A 20,308-nucleotide genomic window follows, 5' to 3' on the forward strand; every position below is an offset into this window, starting at 1 on the left:
AGTTTCTGAATGCTGTCCCGCCTGATTGAATTTTCGCTGGAGAATCGGTTTATTATTCTCGTGCTGACCTTGCTGATGGCAGCCGGGGGGATCTATTCCGCAATCCACTTACCTATCGACGCTGTTCCCGACATGACCAACGTGCAGGTGCAGGTCGTCACCGATGCCGGTTTTCTGTCGCCGGTGGAAGTCGAACGCTATGTGACTTACCCGGTCGAAATTGCCATGGGGGGCTTACCCGCTGTGGAAGAGGTACGCAGTGTATCCAAATTCGGCATCTCGGTCGTCACCATTGTCTTCGAAGAAGGAACTGACATTTACTGGGCCCGGCAACTGGTGACTGAGCGCATCACAATCGCGGCTGCCGATATTCCACCAGGTTACGGCACTCCCTTACTGGGCCCGCTGACCACTGCTTTGGGCGAGATTCTGCAGTTTGAAGTTCGCGGTGCAGATTACACGCCTATGCAACTCCGCACCCTGCTGGAATGGGAAATCGCACCCCGCATGCGCGAAGTGCAGGGCGTTACCGAAATCAACACCCACGGCGGGTACTACAAGACCTTTGAGGTCCAGCCCAACCCCGATCGATTGAACAGCTATGGAATTTCCATGGCCCAGCTTTTTCAGCGGCTGGAAAATAACAACATGATCGCCGGCGGCGGTTACGTGGTGCACAATCACGAACAGCGATTCATCCGGGGGCAGGCTCTGCTGAAAAATGAGAAAGACATTGAAAACCTGGTCGTCAAACACGATCCCAACAGCACACCGATTCTGGTGCGTGATATCGCTGACGTCAAAATTGCCCCGATGACCCGCCAGGGGGCCGTTACCCGGGATGGACGTGGAGAAGCGGTGACCGGGCTGGTGATGATGTTGATTGGTGAGAACTCGCGCGAGGTCGTTACTGCCTCCAAGGAACGTTTGGAAGATATTGAGAAAAGTCTGCCTAAAGGCGTGACTCTGGAAATCACTTACGACCGATCTGCCTTGATCAGTCGTACTTTGAAAACCGTGCTCACGAACCTCATTGAGGGGGGCATTCTCGTGATTGTGGTTCTGCTGTTCATGCTGGGCAGCTTCCGGGCCGGCGTGATTGTGGCGCTGGCGATTCCTCTGTCGATGCTGTTCGCAACCAACCTGATGGCGGCGACAGGCATTACCGCCAGCCTGATGAGTCTGGGGGCGATCGACTTTGGTTTGATCGTCGACAGTTCTGTGATCATGGTCGAAAACTGTATTCGTCGTCTCTCGTTGAATCAGTCAGGCAAGCCCTTCCGGGAAGTCATTCGGGATGCCGCCATTGAAGTTCGAAAACCAACCATGTTCGGTGAGCTGATTATTGCCGTCGTATATCTGCCGATTCTCGCTCTGCAGGGAACGGAAGGAAAGCTGTTCCGTCCCATGGCACTGACGGTGTTGTTCGCCCTGGCGGGATCACTGGTACTCTCGCTGACTCTGATGCCAGCCCTCGCTTCACTGGCACTGCCGAAGAAAATGTCCGAAAAAGAAATCTGGCTCATCCGCTGGGTGAAATGGATCTATCGTCCCATGGTCAGTTGGACGATTCGTCGCCCCATCCTCACCGTGGCGATCGCACTGCTGGTCTTTCTGGTCAGTCTGCCGGTCGGTTGGAATCTGGGAGCGGAGTTCATGCCTCGCCTCGAAGAAGGGGACTTGCTGGTCGAAGCCGTTCGCCTGCCCAGTGCCACCATTGAAGGCTCCGTCGAGATGTCGACTCAGATCGAGAAGGTGCTGGTCAAATTCCCTGAAGTCAAAACAGTCTTCTGTAAAACCGGTCGTCCTGAAATCGCCAACGATGTGATGGGGGTTCACCAGACCGACGTCTGGGTGATTCTTAAGTCTCCGCTGGACTGGCCCGATCCGAAAACACGGAATGAACTGATTGAAGAGATGTCGGATGCGCTGAATTCTCAGGTGCCTGGCGTAGCCTTTGGATTTACCCAGCCGATCGAGATGCGCGTGGATGAGCTCGTGGCAGGTGTAAAGGCTGACGTAGCGGTCCTGCTCTATGGAGATGAACTGGAAGTGCTCAGCACCAAGGGAAAAGAGATCGAACGGGTTCTGAAAAAAGTTCCTGGTGCCGTGGATGTCAAAGCTGATATCCAGTCCAGCCTGCCCACGATCAGCATTCAGCCCCGCTGGGATGCGCTGGCACGTTACGGGATGGATGCCCGGGATGTGATGGACGTTGTCTCCTCACTGGGAGGTCATCCAATCGGTTTGATATTTGAAGGTCGGGCCCGGTTCCCGATTATCGTTCGTATTCCCCAAAAGTGGCGGGAACAGGTGAGCTTACTGGAGCAGATTCCCGTCGCGGATGGCACTGGAAAGCCGGTTCCGTTACGTGAGCTGGCAGACATCACTTTCGAAGAGACTCCGCCTACGGTCGAACACGAATCTAACCGCAGACGTACCTTCATCCAGGCGAATGTCAGAGGAGTGGATGTGGCCAGCTTCGTCGCTAATGCCCAACACGCGGTGGAAACGCAGGTTCAACTTCCCGATGGTTACGAGATTCGCTGGGGAGGCGATTTTGAAAATCTGCAGTCAGCCAGTAAACGGCTGGTGATTATTACGCCCATCGTGCTGATGCTGATTTTCCTGTTGCTGCATACGACATTTCGTTCTGTTCGACTGGCGCTGTTGATCTTTCTCGCGGTTCCCATGGCAGCTTCCGGCGGAATTTACGCGCTCGCACTGCGAGAGATGCCCTTCAGTATCTCAGCCGGGGTCGGGTTCATCGCGCTGTTTGGTGTGGCGGTATTGAACGGTCTGGTATGGGTCTCTGCGGCTGAAAACCTGCGTCTCAAACAGCGGGTCCCGATTCAGGATGCGACTTTCCAGGCTGCCATGGCGCGATTGCGTCCCGTTCTGATGACGGCGATGGTAGCCAGCCTCGGCTTTCTGCCGATGGCGCTCTCGACCAGTGACGGAGCCGAAATGCAGCGTCCGCTGGCCAGTGTGGTGATTGGAGGTCTGATTACCTCTACCCTGTTGACCTCCATGGTGGTTCCGGCCATCTATCCCTGGTTTGCTCCCAAAATCAAGGAAGGGGAAGTACCTGAAACTGACGAGTAGGAAGCAGGCCGTCAGCAGCAGGAGTGGTGCTCTGTACTCGCGTCAGACGCTACTCCTGCAGCTGGCATTTGATCTCTGAGACGACATTATCCGTAGTCAGATGCTGTTCGATGATCTGTGCCTTGGTAATCAGCTTGGCCAGATCGATTACGTTATCCACTTCCAGTTTGTTGAGAATGGACTTTCTCCGCATGACCACAGTTCGAGCAGACAAATCCAGCTGGTGACTGATGGTTTTGTTGGAAAGCCCCTTCAATAGCATTCGCATGACTTCGGTTTCCCCCTCGGTCAGGCGATGCTCTTTCTCGTGATATTCCAGCAGCCAGCGCCGGGCAAACCGTTGCTCTGAGTCCAGCAGGATCGCAGCAATGACCTGGTCCCACAACTCCTGTTCGGCGTACGGTTTTTCCAGTACAGTCAAGGCTCCCTCCGACATGGCTGAAACGGTTGTCGTCACATCCACAAAGGCCGAAAGAATGATGAGGGGGATTTCATATCCGGCTGCTTTCATCTTCCGCAACATCTCGATAGCGTTACAGCCCATCAGACGCAGATCCGCGATGACACATCCACAAATGCGATTATCGGTGTCTGCCAGAAATTCTTCAGCGGACGTGTAGGTAGTCGCTCTGAAGCCCATGCTGCCGATGAGCTCGGCTATGGAGGCGCTCACGGATTCGTCGTCATCGACCACGAAGACGCGAGGCTCATAATCGGTTGGTAAATCTAACTGGTGTTTCATGTCTCGTGTACTCTCTAGCTCTCATACTCGAACATTCACCGCATTCATTTCCGAGATGAATGAGACAGGCCACTTGCTCTGCCAGGCTGAAATCGGAACGATCCCGGTCTGATAAAGACGACTGGTCTGGTTTCTCAGTGAAATAGTTCATAACGTGATCAATCTTTGCTGGCCCTGTTCCTTCTGTTTCCGGCTGGTCTCTGAAAATGAAACCAGGGCGCCGCATCTGGATAGAATCATGTTACTGAGCTTGAGAATGAGAGCCGGTTGAAACATCACCTGCAGTTTCTGCAGACAATCGACAACCGGGATGGAGTTCTGGGACAGAGAGCTCAGTTGAATCTGATCTCCGGTAAAGGTGAATTGACTATAACCCCGGGATAACACGCACAGATCCAAAGTTACAGTCGGGGTAAGTTGTTGCCGGTCATTGTCTGAATTCAACAATTCGTCGTTGGCATACATATTTACACCTGCGCCAGGCATCATGATTCACACACGAAACAATTCTACCACGTATCTCGCTACAATCCGGTTTTTCGGGCAGAGAAATAAAATGACTTTCATTTTCTGCAACCGATTCAGTCCACCTTTGACGACTGTACGATATTTGTGTCCAGTCGCATGTTAGTGGGTTGATGCGTTGTCCAAACCAGAATAGTAGAAGTATTTAGATTCTTATGGTTTGGTACTGATCGCACAGGGCAGTGATAAACCTCCCCAGAACAGAAAAGCATAGCAATGCCTGTGATCCAGATTAACGGGCGACCTGACATCAGCTTGAAGTTCCTGAACAGGATTAATTAGACGAGAGGATAGTCTGATTCGTTCCTTCCAACTGCTACTGCAACTCCTTCAACTGGGCGATCGCCGAATCCCGTTCCGACTGTGTGACCTCCAGATCGAAGAGCAGATATTTCACATCCAGCCTCAACTGGGCCAGTGTATCCGACATCAGGTTGACAATCTTGACCCGTTGTCGGGAGTAGTTCACGACTTTATGATAACTCTCGAGCAGATTCTGCTGTTCGGGATGCTTGATCGCCCGCAGTTTGTCTCCCAGGGCGACAAGCTCAATGGGTAAATGCTCTGGTGTCTGCTGATTAAAACGAAGTGTTTTCTGATACATGTCAGAATACCCCTTTCCGGCCAGTTTTCTTGAAGTGTCGTTGCTGAAGTGCAGATTTTATTTCCGAGATAAAATCAGTCTTACTGCAGGCCCGGTCTGATGAAGTGCAGGGTTACTGATGGGATAAATGTTTTCAGTTCTTCAACTGCTGCTGAACAGTGAGCTCAGAATACCGCGCGGCTGGCTTTGTGTCGCTGCGACCCATTGACAACATTCCTGAAGTGTGCCGGTGAAGCGTGGCTTCTGATCCACATACACACTCCAGAGTTCGTTGCGGACAATTGGGATTTTTTCAGACAGCTTTTCAATCAGAAAGTGATGCATGAAGTGCTCCTTGGACAGTGTTCGTTGTCTGAAATCAAATTCAAGTGAGAAGTGTTATTGATTTGACTCTGGGTAAAGTTTAAACCCCATTTGAAAAACTTCATCGTGAATCAAATGCAAACTCAGGCAACGAAACTGCACAGAAAAGAGACGTCATTTCATTGAAATGAAAAACGAAGCAACAGAATTGCGCCCTCGTGCAATCCTGTGACAAATTACTTCACTGATAAAGAATTCAACACATTTTGCCTCGTTGATATTCACTAAATTGATCGATTTATCTGCTTTAAAAAGGCTTTTAAGAATAGATGCTCCCGGTCACTCGAACCATAAAGGCGGGATGATGGGATAATTAATTTGATTTCCAAATCAATCTGAATTACTCTGATAGAACGCGTTATGTATATGTGACGAAGGGCTGCTGTTAACCGAGGGCCAAGAATGAGTACTGCTGCCACGAGTGTTCCCGCCCTGGAACGGGGACTCGATATCCTGGAACTGCTGAATCAGGAACCCGATGGGCTGGGAATCAGCGAGCTGGCAACACGCTTGTCGCTGAATAAAAACGCGGTGTTTCGCATTACCCACACGCTGACGGATCGCAACTATCTCGAACGCGATCCGCTCACCAAAAAATTCCGACTCTCTCCCCGTCTGCTTTCTCTGGGCTTGCCTCAGACGGGAGAAGTCAGCCTGGTGGAAGTCGCTCTCCCGCTAATGCGAGAGCTCCGCGACCTGACACGGGAAACCGTACAGCTGGGAATTCAGGTCGGCGATGAAGGCGTGATTATCGAACAGGTCAGCGGCCTGCATCCACTCCGCATCGCCGTCGATATCGGGCTCCGCTTTCCCCTGCATAATAACGCCCCCGGCAAAGTGTTGCTGGCGAATCAGTCGCCCCGCGAGCGTGCAGCGACTTTGAACCGGATCCCGCTCACCGCCGATACCCCACGCACCCTGACCAAACCCGCAGCCCTGCAAACCGAATGCACGAAGGTCTTGAACCGTGGTTATGCCACCGATCATGCAGAGGCAGACGAGGGCATTCACTGTGTCGCCGCTCCCGTGACCGGTCCAGAAGGAAAGCTGATCGCTGTACTTTGGGTCTCGGCTCCAGCGAAACGCCTGCCCAAAAGCATGTTTCCCAGCATGGGAGCTCAGGTAATCGACTGTGCAGAGCAGATCAACGGAGGTTTGCAGCCATGAATGGAATTCGACTCACGAGTCTGCTGTTAATCCTGCTCTGTTCTCATCAATCACTCCCGGCTGACGGCGATCAGTTTTTCCGCGAGTCTGTCGAACCCATTCTGAAAGCACACTGCTACGATTGTCATTCCCACTCAGCGGGTGTGATGGAAGGGGAGCTAACCCTCGACTGGCAGAGTGGCTGGAAGACAGGCGGATCGCGCGGGGCCGCCATCGTTCCAGGTCAGCCGGAGCAGAGTCTGCTGATCAAAGCGATTCGCCACACCGACCCCGATCTGAAAATGCCTGATGAAAAACTGTCCGACCAGCAGATCGCGATTCTCACAAAATGGGTCGGGCAGGGAGCCCCCGATCCGCGCATCAGTCAGCCACAGGCCGACACAAGCCAGGCACTCGACTGGTGGTCTCTCAAACCGCTGATCCGTCCCGCGGTCCCCGGCGCAGGACATTTAAATCCCATCGATGCCTTTATTCAGGAGCGACTGAGTGAGCAGCAGCTCAAACCCGCTCCCCAGGCCGATCAACGCACACTGCTTCGCAGGTTGATGTACGATCTCCATGGCCTGCATCCCACTCCCGTAGAACTGGAAGCCTTTATCAAGGACCAGCGTCCGGATGCCTGGGCTCGACTCGTCGATCAACTGCTCGCCTCCCCCCGCTACGGAGAACGCTGGGCCCGCCACTGGCTGGACACGATTCACTTTGCCGATTCGCACGGATTCGAACACGATGTCTTTCGCCCGCATGCCTGGCGATTTCGTGATTATGTCATCGATCGCTTGAATCAGGACATTTCCTGGTCCCGCTTCATCCGGGAACAACTGGCCGCAGATTACTTTTATCCTGAAGAGACTGAGCTCACCGTCGCGCTCGGCTTTCTGGGAGCCGGCCCCTACGATCAGAGTGCCGCAGCCACAGCGCCCAAATCATTCGAATATCTCGACCGTGACGATCTGGTTACGCAGACCATGGGAGCGTTCGTCAGTACGACCGCCAACTGTGCCCGCTGTCATACGCACAAGTTCGATCCCATTACCCAGTCTGATTACTTCGCCCTGCAGGCCGTCTTCGCCGGTATTGGAAAGGGGGACGTCAGCTTTGATGCAGACTCCGCAGTCGCGGCCCAACGAAAAAAATGGGAAACACTCCAGCAGGCAGCCCTCCAGAGCAATGCTTCGATCCTGTTGCAACCTGAATATACGCAACTGGTCGCCGCGTGGGAGCAACAGCGTGGCCCCGAACCCAAGTGGCAGGTCCTTCCACCTGAGACCTTCGTTTCCAATGGGGGAGCCGACCTCAAGCGACAGCCGGATCAGTCGATTCTGGCCAGCGGTCCGGCGCCCGAACAGGAATCCATTCTGGTGACCGTTCAGCCAGAACTGAAAACAATCACCGCAGTACGTCTGGATCTGCTGACCGATCCCTCGCTTCCCCATCAGGGACCAGGTCGGGCTCATAACGGGAATCTGCATCTCAACGAAGTGGAAATTCGCGTATTCCCGCCGGATGCCCTAACAGGACAGAAGCTTGCCATCAGCCGGGCCACCGCCGACTTCGATCAGGCCGGCTGGACGATTCAGCACGCTCTGGATGGCAATCCCAAAACCGCCTGGGGCATCTATCCCAAGGTGGGTGTGGGACATTACGCTGTCTTCGAGTTGCAGTCCCCTCTGACTCTGAAACCGGGCACCCGACTGGTCGTGTCACTGAAACAGGTGCATGGCGGTGCGCATCTCATCGGCCGTTTCAAACTGAGTGCTACCGCTGCCGATCAGTTGAATGTGATCGCACTTCCGGAAGCCGCAGCCGCCGCTCTCAAGATTCCCGCGAAAGACCGTACACCCGCGCAACAGACCGCGTTAGCAGCCGTCATCCTGAAATACCGGGCCGAACAGGAACTGGCTCAACTACCACAGCAGGCGAAAGTCTACGCCGCTGCCGCCGAAGCGGCCAACGAACGAGGTATGGTGAAATTCACTCAACCCCGCGAAATCCGACTGCTGGCCCGGGGCAATCTGGAAAAGCCCCGCGGCGTTGTCGCGCCGGGCGCGATCTCTGTTCTCCCCTCTCTGCCGGCCCGTTTCGATCTGCCCGACCCGCATGCCGAATCCGCCCGGCGTGCATCCCTTGCGGACTGGCTCACCGATCCACAGAATCCCTTAACCTGGCGGAGTATCGCCAACCGCATCTGGCACTATCATTTCGGAAAAGGTCTCTGCGACACCCCCAACGATTTCGGTCGCATGGGGGGGACTCCCTCTCATCCCGAACTGCTCGACTGGCTCGCCTGCGAACTTCGCGATCATAACGGCTCTCTGAAGCATCTGCATCGATTGATCTGCAACAGTCAGACCTATCAGCAGTCCTCTGCATTTCGTTCCGAATTGTCAAAGATCGATCCCGAGAATCGCCTCCTCGCCCGCTGGACACGGCAGCGTCTCGATGCGGACAGTTATCGCGATGCCGTCCTCCGCGTCAATGGCACTCTCGACCTCACCATGGGCGGCCCGGGGATTCAGAACTTCACACAGACTCCCGGTCCGCAGGCCACACCCGTGCTGCACTACGATCAGTTCGATCTCGACAGCCCTGGTGCGTACCGGCGGAGCATCTACCGCGTCGTCTGGCGGGGCATACCCGATCCGTTGATGGATGCCCTCGACTTCCCGGATCTGGGACTGCTCTCACCCGTGCGTGGCTTTTCTGCTTCGCCGCTACAGTCGCTCGTCTTATGGAATAATCGCTTCGTCCTCCATCATTCTCTGAAATTGGCCGAGCGTGCCCGTCAAACAAAACCTGTGATATCAGACCAGGTCAGGCAGATCGCACGCTGGACCTGGTTGCGTGAACCCACGTCTGACGAACAACGCCAGTTAACCTCGCTTGCGGAATCGCACGGACTGGAGTCCGTCGCCCGACTGATGTTGAACAGTAACGAATTTCTCTTTGTGGACTGAACCATGTTGGAACTACCTCTCTCCAGACGCGAACTGCTGACCCGCTCGGGCGGGAGCTTCGGAGCCGCTGCGCTCACCTGGTGGCTGGGACAGGATCTGCACGCAGCCTCCGCGCCAGACTTGAATGGCGGCCTGCATCACCGTGCCAAGGCGAAACGCGTTGTTCAACTCTTCATGAACGGCGGCGCCAGCCCGATGGACACGTTCGACTATAAGCCAGAACTCAAACGCCTACATGGCCAGAAACTGGGCCCTAAAGAGAAACCGGAAGGCTTCACCGGAGCCGTCGGTGCCGTGATGCAGAGCCCCTTTGAATTCAAGCAGCATGGCGAATGCGGACAGTGGGTCAGCTCGGTCTTTCCCCATCAGGCACAGATTGTCGATGACCTCGCCTTCCTGATGGCGATGACAACCAAAACCAACGTGCACGGCCCGGCCAGCTACATGATGAATACCGGTTTCATGCTTCCGGGCTTTCCCTGTCTGGGCGCCTGGATCTCCTACGCCCTGGGAAATCTGGCCGACAATCTGCCCACGTTCGTTGTCCTCCCCGATACCCGCGGCCTGCCTTACAATCAAAAGGGGAACTTCAGCTGCGGGTTCCTCCCCGCAAAACATCAGGGCACGCTGGTTAACGCGACCAGTAAAACACCCATTCCCGATCTCTTCGCCGATCCGCAATACCAGTTCGCACAGGGGAAGGCTGACAAAGCGACCTTCGCGTTGCTGCAGCAGTTCAATCGTCAACACGCGACCACGCGTCCCGATGACTCCCGACTCGAAGCCCGCATCGCGGCCGGAGAACTCGCGGCAAAGATGCAGCTCAGTGCCCCGGAAGCCTTTGATCTCTCGCGTGAAACCAAAGAGACCCACGCCGCCTACGGTCTGGACCAGAAAGAAACGGAAGATTTCGGCCGACGGGCACTGCTCGCCCGCCGTCTGCTGGAGCGCGGTACCCGCTTTGTTCAAGTCTGGAGCGGACCTCAAGGCGCCGTCAATAACTGGGACAATCATGGCAATATTAAAACCGAACTCCCCGCCATCGCCCGCAGCGCCGACCAGCCGATTGCCGCGCTGTTTCGCGATCTCAAAGCCCGCGGCTTGCTGGAAGATACACTCGTCATCTGGACCACCGAATTCGGGCGCACCCCCTTTGCCCAGGGGAGCGAGGGCCGCGATCATAACCGTGGGACCTTCGTCACCTGGCTCGGCGGTGCCGGCGTCAAAGCGGGCACCAGTTACGGGAAAAGTGACGATCTCGCTTACCAGACCGCCGAAAACAAGACCTACTGCTACGACCTGCACGCGACCATTCTGCATCTGCTGGGCATCGACCACACCCGCCTCACCTTCCGTACTGCCGGCATCGATCGCCGTCTGACGGACGTGCATGGTCATGTTGTACACGACATTCTGGCTTGAGATCGCCATTCCCGCTTGATAATTGTTTTTTAGCGGTGGTATCATCGACACAGGCGAGAGTGCGCAGTCTCCGTCAGCCCCCTTCCAGGCTTCACTTGAAAGGACACTACCGTGCAGTGGAACCGTCGTGATTTCGTACAGGCTATGCTGGGAGCCCCCTTCGCGCTCACCGTTTCTTTGTCGCAGGCTAGACGCCTCACCGCAGCTGAAAGCTCGGCAGCAGGCGTCTCCATCCCTGACGTCAATGCAGGTGAAACGCTGTTTGACTATATTCAGCGGATCAAAGGCAAACACGATTCCAAATTCTATCGTCAGCTGCTCGGAGCCGCCAATGAATTCAAGGAAGGCGATCAGTTCATCGGCGTCGCCGCCGTGGATGAACAGTCCCGTCACAATGCCCGCCAGTTGCTCGCCGCCACCCGGATTGTCGACCTGGAAGGCCATCCCATCTATGAAGATGACCTGAACCGCTACATCAACAAGAATATGGCGGATGCCGACACGCGTCCCGTCAACCTGACGCTCGGCGAATTGAAACAACTGCTGCTCGAAGCCAGCGAAACGAAAATCAAGCAGATCGCCGGAACACTCTCCAGCGATGTCATCGGATGCGTCGTCAAACTCATGACTAACGACGAGTTGATTACCGTCGGCGCGAAAGTCTTCAATCCGCTCCCCGGCAGCCAGCTCGGTGCGAAAGGCTATCTCGGCGCCCGGATTCAACCCAACTCGCCGACCGACAATCTGGACGACATCTTCTGGCAGGTTCTGGATGGCTGGTCGTACGCGGTCGGCGATGTCGTCCTCGGTACCAATCCGGTTTCCAGCGAACCCGAATCGGTGCAGGCGGTCGAACTGCAGCTTCGCGAGATCCTCGAGACCTTCGGCATCGCAGATGTCCTCCCGCACTGCGTGTTGTCGCATATCGACGTCCAGGCCGAAGTCGAACGGCGTTCGCCCGCAAGTACGGCCCTCTGGTTTCAGAGTATCGCCGGTTGCGACGCCGCCAACCAGACGTTTGATATCGATCTCAAGAAGATGCGCGACTACGCCCGCTCCCGTACCGGCAAGTATGCGCTCTATTTTGAAACGGGTCAGGGGGCCGACTTCACCAACGGGCACAGTCATGGCTTCGACATGGTCCTGCACGAATCGCGGAAGTACGGCTTCGCTCGTGCACTGTCCCGCGAAGTTGCCCTCGCTCAGATGCAGGCAGGCCAGGCCGCCGCCCCCTGGGTGCATTTGAACGACGTTGCCGGTTTCATCGGTCCTGAAGTCTTCCGCACCCGCGAACAGCTCGTACGCTGCTGCCTGGAAGACATCGTCATGGGCAAACTGCACGGTCTGATGATCGGCCTGGATGTCTGCTCGACCCTGCACATGGATGTCTCGCTCGACGACCTCGACTGGTGTCTCGAGCAGATCATGCCCGCCAACCCCGGCTACCTGATGGCACTCCCCACAAAAATTGATCCGATGCTCGGCTATCTGACGACCGGTTTTCAGGACCATGTTCGCATCCGCGAGAAGTTCGGCTACCGCGTCAACGACGCCATGTGGGCCTTCTTCCAGCAGCTCGGCGTGATCGACGCGCAGGGGAAACCGACAAAACATTTCGGCGATCCGACCTGGGTCTATCTGCAGTACCGCCGTAAGAAAGGGGACAGTCGTCCTGAGGAACGCATTCTCGACGAAGGCCGACGCCGGCTGGCTGACGTCCGTTCGCGGGGCGTTTTCCTCGCGACAGGTTATGGCGAGAAACCATCTGCACTGTCTCCCGATCTTCAACAACAGATTGACCGCATCTACCATGATGCCAAACAGAGCATCTGGGCCGAACTGACTCCCGCTTTTATAGCGACGCTCCCCGCCTCGGTACCCATCAAAACACAGTCGACCAGCCGCAGTGAATTTATTCTGCACCCTGCCACCGGCGAAGCGCTCGCGCCCGCTTCGCAGACGGCCATCAAACAGCTGCGTCAGCAGTACGACGCGCAGTATAACGTGCAGATCGTGATCTCCGACGGCTTGAACGCTCTTTCGATTATGGACGAAGACCAGCTTGAACCGTTCCTGCAGGAACTCCGTACGCAGCTCAAAACGGCCGGCTTTCATCCCGCGGAGCAGAACATCCTCGTGCAGTCCGGTCGCGTCCGGGCGGGCTATCGCATCGGGGAAACCCTGTTCGGCGGACTGGATGGAAACCGTGCCCTGCTGCATATCATCGGCGAACGTCCGGGTACCGGCCATCATACCTTCTCGGTCTACATGACCTCGCCCCCCGGTTCGGTCTGGGGACAGCCGGGGCAGGTCGATCATAACATCACCCGCGTTGTCTCGGGCATCGCCGCCACCGCCCTCAAACCAACCAGAGCGGCCCGGGATACCGTCCGCATCCTGCAGCAGATGAATCTGGGATAATGCAAAATCAACAAGTCGATAAGTAATTATCATTCCATTCTGCTGCCAAAATTAGAAATATGAACATTTAAAGCAACAATCCCTGATCTAATTCATACGCCTGTCCGTTATACTTTATTAGAGAGTCTGTACTATTTGACACGGAAACGGGAACAATCACAGGAGATGAACCATGGATTTCACGTTAACGTTGATGCCCCTCATCCCCTTTCTGTTCTTCTTTGCATTCCTGTTTCTCCATGCTCGCGGTATAAACTGTCCTTCCTGTCACAGTCCGATGCCGGTTCTTCAGGCTCCTTTCAATAAGACCCGACGTCAGTGGCTTGTCGGCGGGTATCGCTGTCCGAACTGTGGTTGCGAAACAGACCTCAAAGGCAGGCAGGTTGCAGCCAGAACACTTCCCGAACAGGGAACCTTACTGCTTGGGTTGGGGCTGTTTGTATTCTGTATCGTGATCTCCCTGCTACTGACCTGTATTCCACTCATGATGCTCCTGATGCGTAACTGAAAACAATACTGATTCATATGCAAGATAAAGAACCTGCTTCCTGGATCGGTTCGGTGCTTCTCTGGTCGCTGAGTGCTGTGTTGGGGACATCCCGTTTTCTGCCTCCCTTCGAACCATCTCCAGTGATAAAATTCGCATTGGCGAATCCGCTGATCCAAACTAAGATCCCCTTTGACCAGTTGTAATTCTGAACTGAGTTCGCTCCGTTTACTGCTTCCGGGATCGAGAACATGTACCGTCAACTGCTCCTGTTCGTCTTCCTCATTCTATCTGTACCACTCAGTGCCTCTGAACCCGCTCCCCAGGAAGATTACAACGCACTTCAGGGAAAATGGATTCGTCAAACCCAGGACGCCAAAGCCGGGCCGGTAACGATAGAACAGGAAGTCTTTCCCAAACACATCGTCGTTAAACTTACCGATCGGAACGGAGAACTCATCTATCAGCACAACGTCAAATATCGTCTGCAACGGCTCGAAGACGTCAGGTTACTCGTGTTTTATGATCTCGAAGTCCTTGTCGGACAGCGTAAAGGGTTCAAACAAAAAACACAGCAACCCTGTATCTACCGCCTCAAGGGAGACCGGCTGTTTGTCGCCGAGGGACTGGTTCAGGCAGACAATTTTCCGCCCCTGATACTCGTCTGGTGGAAAATCAAACCACCCCAGCCCGACTCAGCGATCTGAACGCAATCAGAAATCCTCTCACTTAACACTCTCCAGCACCGCCGCCAGTCGCCAGCCCGCCTGGGCCGCCCGCTTGACCGCGATCGAACCTGCCTGCCGATAATAACTCTGAGGCAGCGAAGACAGTTTCTGAAACTTCCCACTCTCAGCTTCACTCACGCGGGCTGCTTCCAGTATTTCCACGCTGTATCCTTTCTCCCGAGCCAGTTCGTGGCTTTCGTTGATCCAGGTCACATAATTCAAATCCCCGGCAGCGCTCTCGCCGAGTCGCTTATTCGCGGGGTCCCGTTCGATCCCCACCGCCTGGCCGACAATCTCCGAATCCTTGAAGCTGTTCCCCAGCAGACCATCCCACTGGGAATGCAGATTCGATTTCGCAATCCGAATATCATTGCCTCCCCGGTCTCCCTCCGGAAACATCCGTCGGCTGAACAGGGCCGAAGAATGCAGCGGCTGATGACTGTCGCCCACCAGGTGCATCACCCAGCAGTAGTAGACGGCTTTATCCGCCTGGCTCACACGCGGATCTTTCAGTTGCGCTACACAATATTCCAGGGCCTGAATAATATTAAACCCCAGCACATCGTCTCCCGCTTTGATCGATGTCGCCACGTTCGCCGAGAGCTGCGTACTCAACGCGTTTTTTGAAGCTTCATCCAGGTAGATCGGCTGGTTGATGTAATGCCAGGTGCCATGATGATATTTCTCGCGGTCCGCATCCTTGAAACTCCGGGCAATATCCGGCCAGGTCGCCGCCCGCATGAACAGCCAGCGAGCCTGAATTTCCGGCGATGCATCTTTGATGATCTGAGGCATCCGCGACTGGAAATCCTGCTCAAAGCGAGGATGCTGTTTGAGCAACTGCACCAGTTCCGTCCGTCGTTCCGGCGTCAGTTGATTCCAGGCGATCGCAGCGATGATCCGATGCCCTGCATAATTCCAGGCCCGGGCAGGTCGAACTGTTACGAACAGGAACAGCACAAACACAGTCAGTAGCGCAAATCGTTTCACAGTCAGGTCTCGTTTTTCAGGTTCAGTCGAAGGGTCAAATTCAGACCTCAATTGTCGGGATCGGTTCTGTCGAGACAAGGAAGCGACTCCCACGTTTATACAAAATTCATATTTGAGAATCACCATTTCTGATCGGAGCCTCCCTCGAAAACAGCAGCGTGTTAACTACTTCGTATTTTACACCGGTGCACTCTGGTGAACCTCACTGAATAAATTGAACTTGAATCGCAGTTCCCGATCTGTATTTTGTGAAATTCTGCTTCGCGCGCGAGGCGGACGATGCGTGCACCGGAACCTGTTCCACCAGTGAGTCAACTGCACCTGAATCGGCGTCGATTTTCGAATGTTTTCACCAGAACACTCAGAACCAGTGCCACATGTCTCGTACATTTTCAAAGCATTTCGCAGCACACTCAGAGCATTTGAAGTACATCTCGACAATAACTCAGGGAACATCAGAGCAGATTCAGCAGCAGAATTTCGCAACATCCTCTTGACCTCCCCAAGCCCTTTCACAAAATCAGCGAACCACATGAAAACCGCAACGCCATTTATTAGACCCTGGTATCCAGCACCATGACAACAGAAAAGCCAGATTAGCCGCAGGACGCAAGCCCCGGTTCCTACCATACCAGTCAACGATCACAATCGTCGTAGGGACGGAGCCTGTGTGCCCGCCCGCCTCTCGATAGTCTACCCACGATTACTTTCCGATGGCATCAGAAACAAAGACCACAGGAGAAGTCCGAATGTAATTCGGGCCGAGCGCAGCGAGCAGGAAACCGTCAGAGCAACAGCACAAACCAGGGTACTTGCAGCAACCCCGAATTCTACCAGACTGCCACGCACCACAAGAGATGAATATAACGCAGTACTCAGCGCGCACTACTTCTCGTATGTTTCGTGCCTTTCGTGGTAGAAAAAAATCAGAAAAACTGCCGATTCAGGAAACTATTTCCCTCTCCCGGAACTCAAACAGGTATGAAACATTTCATTCTGCTCAATCTGATCCTGCTCACAGCCTGTCCCGAACCCAAAGTGGTTTATCACCCTGTACCGTTGCGGACACAGGAGCCTTCTGAAAACACATTCCAACAGCAGGTAGAGTCAACTAATCCCTGGGAAGGCGGTTGGCAGCCGATTGATATCGACTTGGCAATAAAGATACTGGAAGCGTCACCGGACTATCGTTCTAAAGTGGTCTCTCATATGCTCTCGTCTCATGAACAGCCTGTCTCAGGCATACCGACTACCGTTCCCGAAGAGGAGCCTGGTCTGACTTTTGCGGACATCCCCTCCTTGGAGATGATCGAGGATTCTGCGTCCTCAGTTTATGGACTCCTAACCCCAGGAGACTATTATCCGGGGAGGATCTCATTTCCCGCACTGCCAGCGCTGCTACAGAGGAGCATGGAGGACAATAATGCATTCTGGATCGAATTCACGAAACCGAACCAGAAGTGGTGGGAGGCAGAAGAGTTTATCAATCGCAATGTATTCGAAGAAATTCCAGTATACGACCCCGTGATAAAATATCTGGGTAGCGAGCAATTCAGAATCAAAAGAGTAGGAGCTCGTTGGAAAATTATGAAATACGAAGTCGAATGCCATGGGAAATATTATGAGGTCAATTACGATCTTGAGAAGTTAGAGGTCATCAAGGTGATCCCTCTAGAACATTTCCCTACTGAAGCCAGTAACTTACCTGAGACGAAACCCGAGCCACTGCCCGCCAGATAAAAACACGCTCCGCTCTCTGAATCTGCTCAAAGCAACTGTTCCCAGAACGCGTCATACTCCTGCAGCAGCGTATTCACCCAGCGGTATTCCATAGAGGCGACGATCACCGGGGCATAAATCAGTTGAAACAGCGGCAGCATTCCGCTCTTGAAGTCCCCCGCCGGCGTTTTCATCAGAGCCTCGACCGGCTCAATGCTCAGCAGGTAGCCCAGTTGCAGAAAGGGCAGCGCATAAATCAGGTAACGTCGCTTGCGGGTCCTCGGATTTTCAGGCACGGCACACTCTCCTCGGGAGGTTCCTCAATCTGGCGTGAGGGAAAGAACATCAGCCAGGCACCAATTACGATCAGCAGAAATCCGGCGTCACAAATGGAAACAGCCCCGGCGTTTCCTGCCGCCCGGGCTGTTTCTGGAGGCCATGCTAGTGCTTTATCGCAAGCGGATCATAATCCATTGAAACAGCTTGTCAATCTTTTCTCAAAAAACAGTCCGATCACCGCCTGTAATACTTCACACTGAATACATCAATAGCGGATCACAGTCATCCCCTGGTCAAGCGACTCACGCAGGAACTGAGACAGCGATTGCAGATAAGGCCAGTGATACTCCTGGATCATCGATTCCTCGAGTTCGCACATCAGCATCTCGGAAAGGATCTCATTGCTCAGGGCCAGTTCGGTAAACTGCTCCTGTGTCAGGGATGCCATTTCCTCAAGCGATTCTCGTATCGATTCCGCCGGGATCACCCTGGCTGGGCCATACCCCAGATCAATCTGCTCGTGTAGCGGCGCGCCACCTGCCAGCACATCCATCAGTCCAGGAAAAGTGTCCTCAATCTCGGTCGTATCGAATTCCATACTCACCGGATCGAGAATGAAGATCAACTCGATACCCGCCTTGTCCATATCCAGGTAATCCGGGGTATCATAGTTGCGACACTCCGATTCAAACGCGGCAGCATCCTCAGTCAGCCGGGAAAGATCCTCTGTTGAAAGTCGTCGAAATCCGCTGGTCACACCCATCTCTGGCTCCTTACATATTCAGTATTCAACCTCCGCGATTGAATAGGCTGATGTAGCGATCAGCTCCACTTTTAAACAAGTCATTATTCTCGGCACACCAGATTAAAGGAGCGTAAAATTGCTCCAGGCGGTCTGCGTATTCGTATTTCCGACCTGCGCATAATTCAAAATGAGACCACCAGGGGCGAATCTCACAAATCGACCGGGGCGTGTATCCCGATTCCTGCAACCTGACCGTTAAGGCAAGCACAGGACCGACGCTTAACAGATAAGCCAGCAGCAGAAACAGAACGGTACCTGCCATGCATTGGGAAACCCTGGATTTCCGGCGTTTCGACATCCCTGCAAAGTCCTTTCGCAATAACCTTCCATCAGTGAAGTATCAGAAAACTCCAAGATAGCATATACTGATAGACAGTGTCAGTCAAAAGGAAAAGTGATGTCCACCCGAAGTTTGTTACTCCTGATCTTCCTCTTGTTCTCGGCCTGTGGTGAAGCCCCACAATCCCCAGGGGCTGCCTGGAGTCTCGCGTTCTCTTCCCAGGGAGACAAGCTGCTGGCAGGGGGAAGGTTCGACAATGTCACCGCTACCCGCGTTTATGAAAAGACTCCTGAGCGAACCTTGAATCAGATTACCTCTCTCCCGGCAGGCGCAAGCGGAGCCACCTGGAGTCCTGCCGGAACTAAAATCGTGTATCTGAATCTGGATGAGTCGCGGATCGATCTCTTCGACCTGCAGCAGCAGAAAGTATCCTCCGGCTGTCCCTGTGACTTCTTCCCCCAGGGGACCCTCAGCCTGCTCAACAAAAATGAACTGATTGTCGCTCCCTGTCTGATTGCCGATTTTCAACCAACAAAAGAACCCCCGGTCATTACGCAGGCCTTCTGTCCCGAGGGCCTGCCTTCTACCCGGGAGTTTGGCGGATGTGATGCTGGTACGGTCTTCAGGGTAAGTACTTCTCATCGGGTGGAAGGACCGGTGGCCGTTTCATATGCAGGTGGCTGTCCCATTGAAGTCTGGGACTACCGGGACGGCGATATCAGTCTGCGTTATGAACTTCCCGATCTGGAGCAGTGTTGGATTAAAGTCAGTGACGATGGTCAGCAGCTGGCCACGCTCGGCGTCGCCGGTCTGTCAATCTGGAATCTAACCGCTGAGGAACCGAAACGGCTTATCCATTTTGCTGAGAAACGAATCTCACCGACAGGCTTCCATTCGTTGGCAGCGTTTCAGAGTCGGCTCAGTTTCAGTCAGGACGGACACCTGCTTGCTGTCTGTTTTGAAGACTCAGTCCAGGTCATCGACCTGACCGTGCAGAAGGTGATATTTCATCGTCAGTTTGATCAGAGCGATCTGGTTCTGAGTTGCGCCCTCAGTCCCGATGGCAAAACGCTCGCCTGGTCAGGAAATCGGGAAATGGGAATTCGGTTGCAGGCTGTCAGGCGGACAGCAGCAACCGAATAAGAGATATCATTTTGTAGAGTGAAACCAGCCTGAAACTAAGGAGCCGTCGTGACGCGTTCCAGCAGCAGCACGACATCAGCCGTCGGTATTTGAAATTTCGTAGGACGCGGTTTGCCCATCCATTGTTTGTTGTTCCACGTTCCCACAACACAACAGACCTTCAATTGGTTACCGTCAAGTTCATAGATCCCCAGCGCATCGCCCCCTTTCTTACGGGCCTCATGGGAACGATGATCCCAGATTCTCGGGCGGACGGTCGGGTCCAGATCGAAGGTTCCCGACCAGAGTTCCTTTCCGTTTTTGTCCAGAGCTGCGTATGTCAGATCCTTGCGGAAGACCAGTCGCCTGGCAGCTTGCGTGGCCCCTTTGGGTTCTGCGGACTTGATCTGCCACGTACCGGCAAACGTCTGCAGAGCCTGTCTGACTTCTGGTTTCAATTTTTCTTCTGCCTGCAGATTATTTACGTTTACTACTGACAGCAAACCTGACTACACGGCCATTCCCATAAGTGTTTTCATCTGTCTGATCCTTGTTAATTTGATTTAAAGAGTTCTCTCCAGGAGATGTCTCC

General features: G+C 54.2%; 17 protein-coding genes. 9 read left to right on the forward strand and 8 right to left on the reverse strand.

Annotated elements, in window-relative coordinates; translation table 11 throughout:
• Window positions 1-9: 9 nt before the first annotated feature.
• On the forward strand, window positions 10-3,105 hold the full coding sequence (locus RID21_RS06475) for an efflux RND transporter permease subunit (RefSeq protein ID WP_350187854.1): 3,096 nt from the start codon (window positions 10-12) through the stop codon (window positions 3,103-3,105).
• A 49-nt stretch (window positions 3,106-3,154) separates the two neighbouring features.
• Here the strand turns inward: RID21_RS06475 and RID21_RS06480 are convergent, their stop codons facing one another.
• The 3 genes from RID21_RS06480 to RID21_RS06490 form a co-directional block, all read right to left on the reverse strand.
• Window positions 3,155-3,847, reverse strand: coding sequence for a response regulator transcription factor (locus RID21_RS06480; protein WP_350187855.1), 693 nt, complete (start codon window positions 3,845-3,847; stop codon window positions 3,155-3,157).
• An 841-nt stretch (window positions 3,848-4,688) separates the two neighbouring features.
• Entirely contained in the window at window positions 4,689-4,976 is a 288-nt protein-coding gene (locus tag RID21_RS06485) for a transcriptional regulator (RefSeq protein WP_145041565.1), read from the reverse strand.
• 141 nt (window positions 4,977-5,117) lie between these two features.
• Complete coding sequence (locus tag RID21_RS06490) at window positions 5,118-5,300, reverse strand: hypothetical protein (RefSeq protein WP_350187856.1); 183 nt, start codon at window positions 5,298-5,300, stop codon at window positions 5,118-5,120.
• 441 nt (window positions 5,301-5,741) lie between these two features.
• Here RID21_RS06490 and RID21_RS06495 point away from each other — a divergent pair, with 441 nt between their 5' ends.
• The 6 genes from RID21_RS06495 (at window position 5,742) to RID21_RS06520 (ending at window position 14,500) form a co-directional block, all read left to right on the forward strand.
• Window positions 5,742-6,506: an IclR family transcriptional regulator gene (locus RID21_RS06495; protein WP_350187857.1), complete on the forward strand. Its 765-nt coding sequence runs from the start codon at window positions 5,742-5,744 to the stop codon at window positions 6,504-6,506.
• A complete protein-coding gene (locus tag RID21_RS06500) occupies window positions 6,503-9,463 on the forward strand; it encodes a PSD1 and planctomycete cytochrome C domain-containing protein (protein WP_350187858.1) in 2,961 nt (986 codons plus the stop codon). Before RID21_RS06495 ends, RID21_RS06500 begins: the two co-directional genes overlap by 4 nt.
• Window positions 9,464-9,466: 3 nt before the next feature.
• Complete coding sequence (locus tag RID21_RS06505) at window positions 9,467-10,885, forward strand: DUF1501 domain-containing protein (RefSeq protein ID WP_350187859.1); 1,419 nt, start codon at window positions 9,467-9,469, stop codon at window positions 10,883-10,885.
• A gap of 144 nt (window positions 10,886-11,029) precedes the next feature.
• Window positions 11,030-13,306: an ethanolamine ammonia-lyase subunit EutB gene (gene eutB, locus RID21_RS06510; protein WP_350187984.1), complete on the forward strand. Its 2,277-nt coding sequence runs from the start codon at window positions 11,030-11,032 to the stop codon at window positions 13,304-13,306.
• A gap of 172 nt (window positions 13,307-13,478) precedes the next feature.
• Window positions 13,479-13,814, forward strand: coding sequence for a hypothetical protein (locus RID21_RS06515; protein ID WP_350187860.1), 336 nt, complete (start codon window positions 13,479-13,481; stop codon window positions 13,812-13,814).
• A 230-nt stretch (window positions 13,815-14,044) separates the two neighbouring features.
• A complete protein-coding gene (locus RID21_RS06520; protein ID WP_350187861.1) occupies window positions 14,045-14,500 on the forward strand; it encodes a hypothetical protein in 456 nt (151 codons plus the stop codon).
• An 18-nt stretch (window positions 14,501-14,518) separates the two neighbouring features.
• Here the strand turns inward: RID21_RS06520 and RID21_RS06525 are convergent, their stop codons facing one another.
• A complete protein-coding gene (locus RID21_RS06525) occupies window positions 14,519-15,511 on the reverse strand; it encodes a S1/P1 nuclease (protein WP_350187862.1) in 993 nt (330 codons plus the stop codon).
• A gap of 981 nt (window positions 15,512-16,492) precedes the next feature.
• Here RID21_RS06525 and RID21_RS06530 point away from each other — a divergent pair.
• Window positions 16,493-17,251 carry a hypothetical protein gene (locus RID21_RS06530; protein WP_350187863.1) on the forward strand — a complete coding sequence of 253 codons (759 nt, stop codon included), beginning with the start codon at window positions 16,493-16,495 and terminating at the stop codon, window positions 17,249-17,251.
• A 26-nt stretch (window positions 17,252-17,277) separates the two neighbouring features.
• On the opposite strand, the gene RID21_RS06535 is transcribed toward RID21_RS06530, so the two are convergent.
• From RID21_RS06535 to RID21_RS06545, 3 genes are all read right to left on the reverse strand, one after another.
• Complete coding sequence (locus tag RID21_RS06535) at window positions 17,278-17,526, reverse strand: hypothetical protein (RefSeq protein WP_350187864.1); 249 nt, start codon at window positions 17,524-17,526, stop codon at window positions 17,278-17,280.
• A 248-nt stretch (window positions 17,527-17,774) separates the two neighbouring features.
• Window positions 17,775-18,272 (reverse strand): DUF1877 family protein, encoded by a 498-nt coding sequence (locus RID21_RS06540; RefSeq protein ID WP_350187865.1) that lies wholly within the window; start codon window positions 18,270-18,272, stop codon window positions 17,775-17,777.
• A gap of 25 nt (window positions 18,273-18,297) precedes the next feature.
• Window positions 18,298-18,576 (reverse strand): hypothetical protein, encoded by a 279-nt coding sequence (locus RID21_RS06545; RefSeq protein ID WP_350187866.1) that lies wholly within the window; start codon window positions 18,574-18,576, stop codon window positions 18,298-18,300.
• Between the two features lie 135 nt (window positions 18,577-18,711).
• Here RID21_RS06545 and RID21_RS06550 point away from each other — a divergent pair, with 135 nt between their 5' ends.
• A complete protein-coding gene (locus RID21_RS06550; protein WP_350187867.1) occupies window positions 18,712-19,737 on the forward strand; it encodes a WD40 repeat domain-containing protein in 1,026 nt (341 codons plus the stop codon).
• Window positions 19,738-19,772: 35 nt separating this feature from the next.
• Here the strand turns inward: RID21_RS06550 and RID21_RS06555 are convergent, their stop codons facing one another.
• A complete protein-coding gene (locus RID21_RS06555) occupies window positions 19,773-20,174 on the reverse strand; it encodes a TIGR03067 domain-containing protein (protein WP_350187868.1) in 402 nt (133 codons plus the stop codon).
• Between the last annotated feature and the right edge of the window lie 134 nt (window positions 20,175-20,308).

This window comes from Gimesia sp. (assembly GCF_040219335.1).
GTDB lineage: Bacteria > Planctomycetota > Planctomycetia > Planctomycetales > Planctomycetaceae > Gimesia.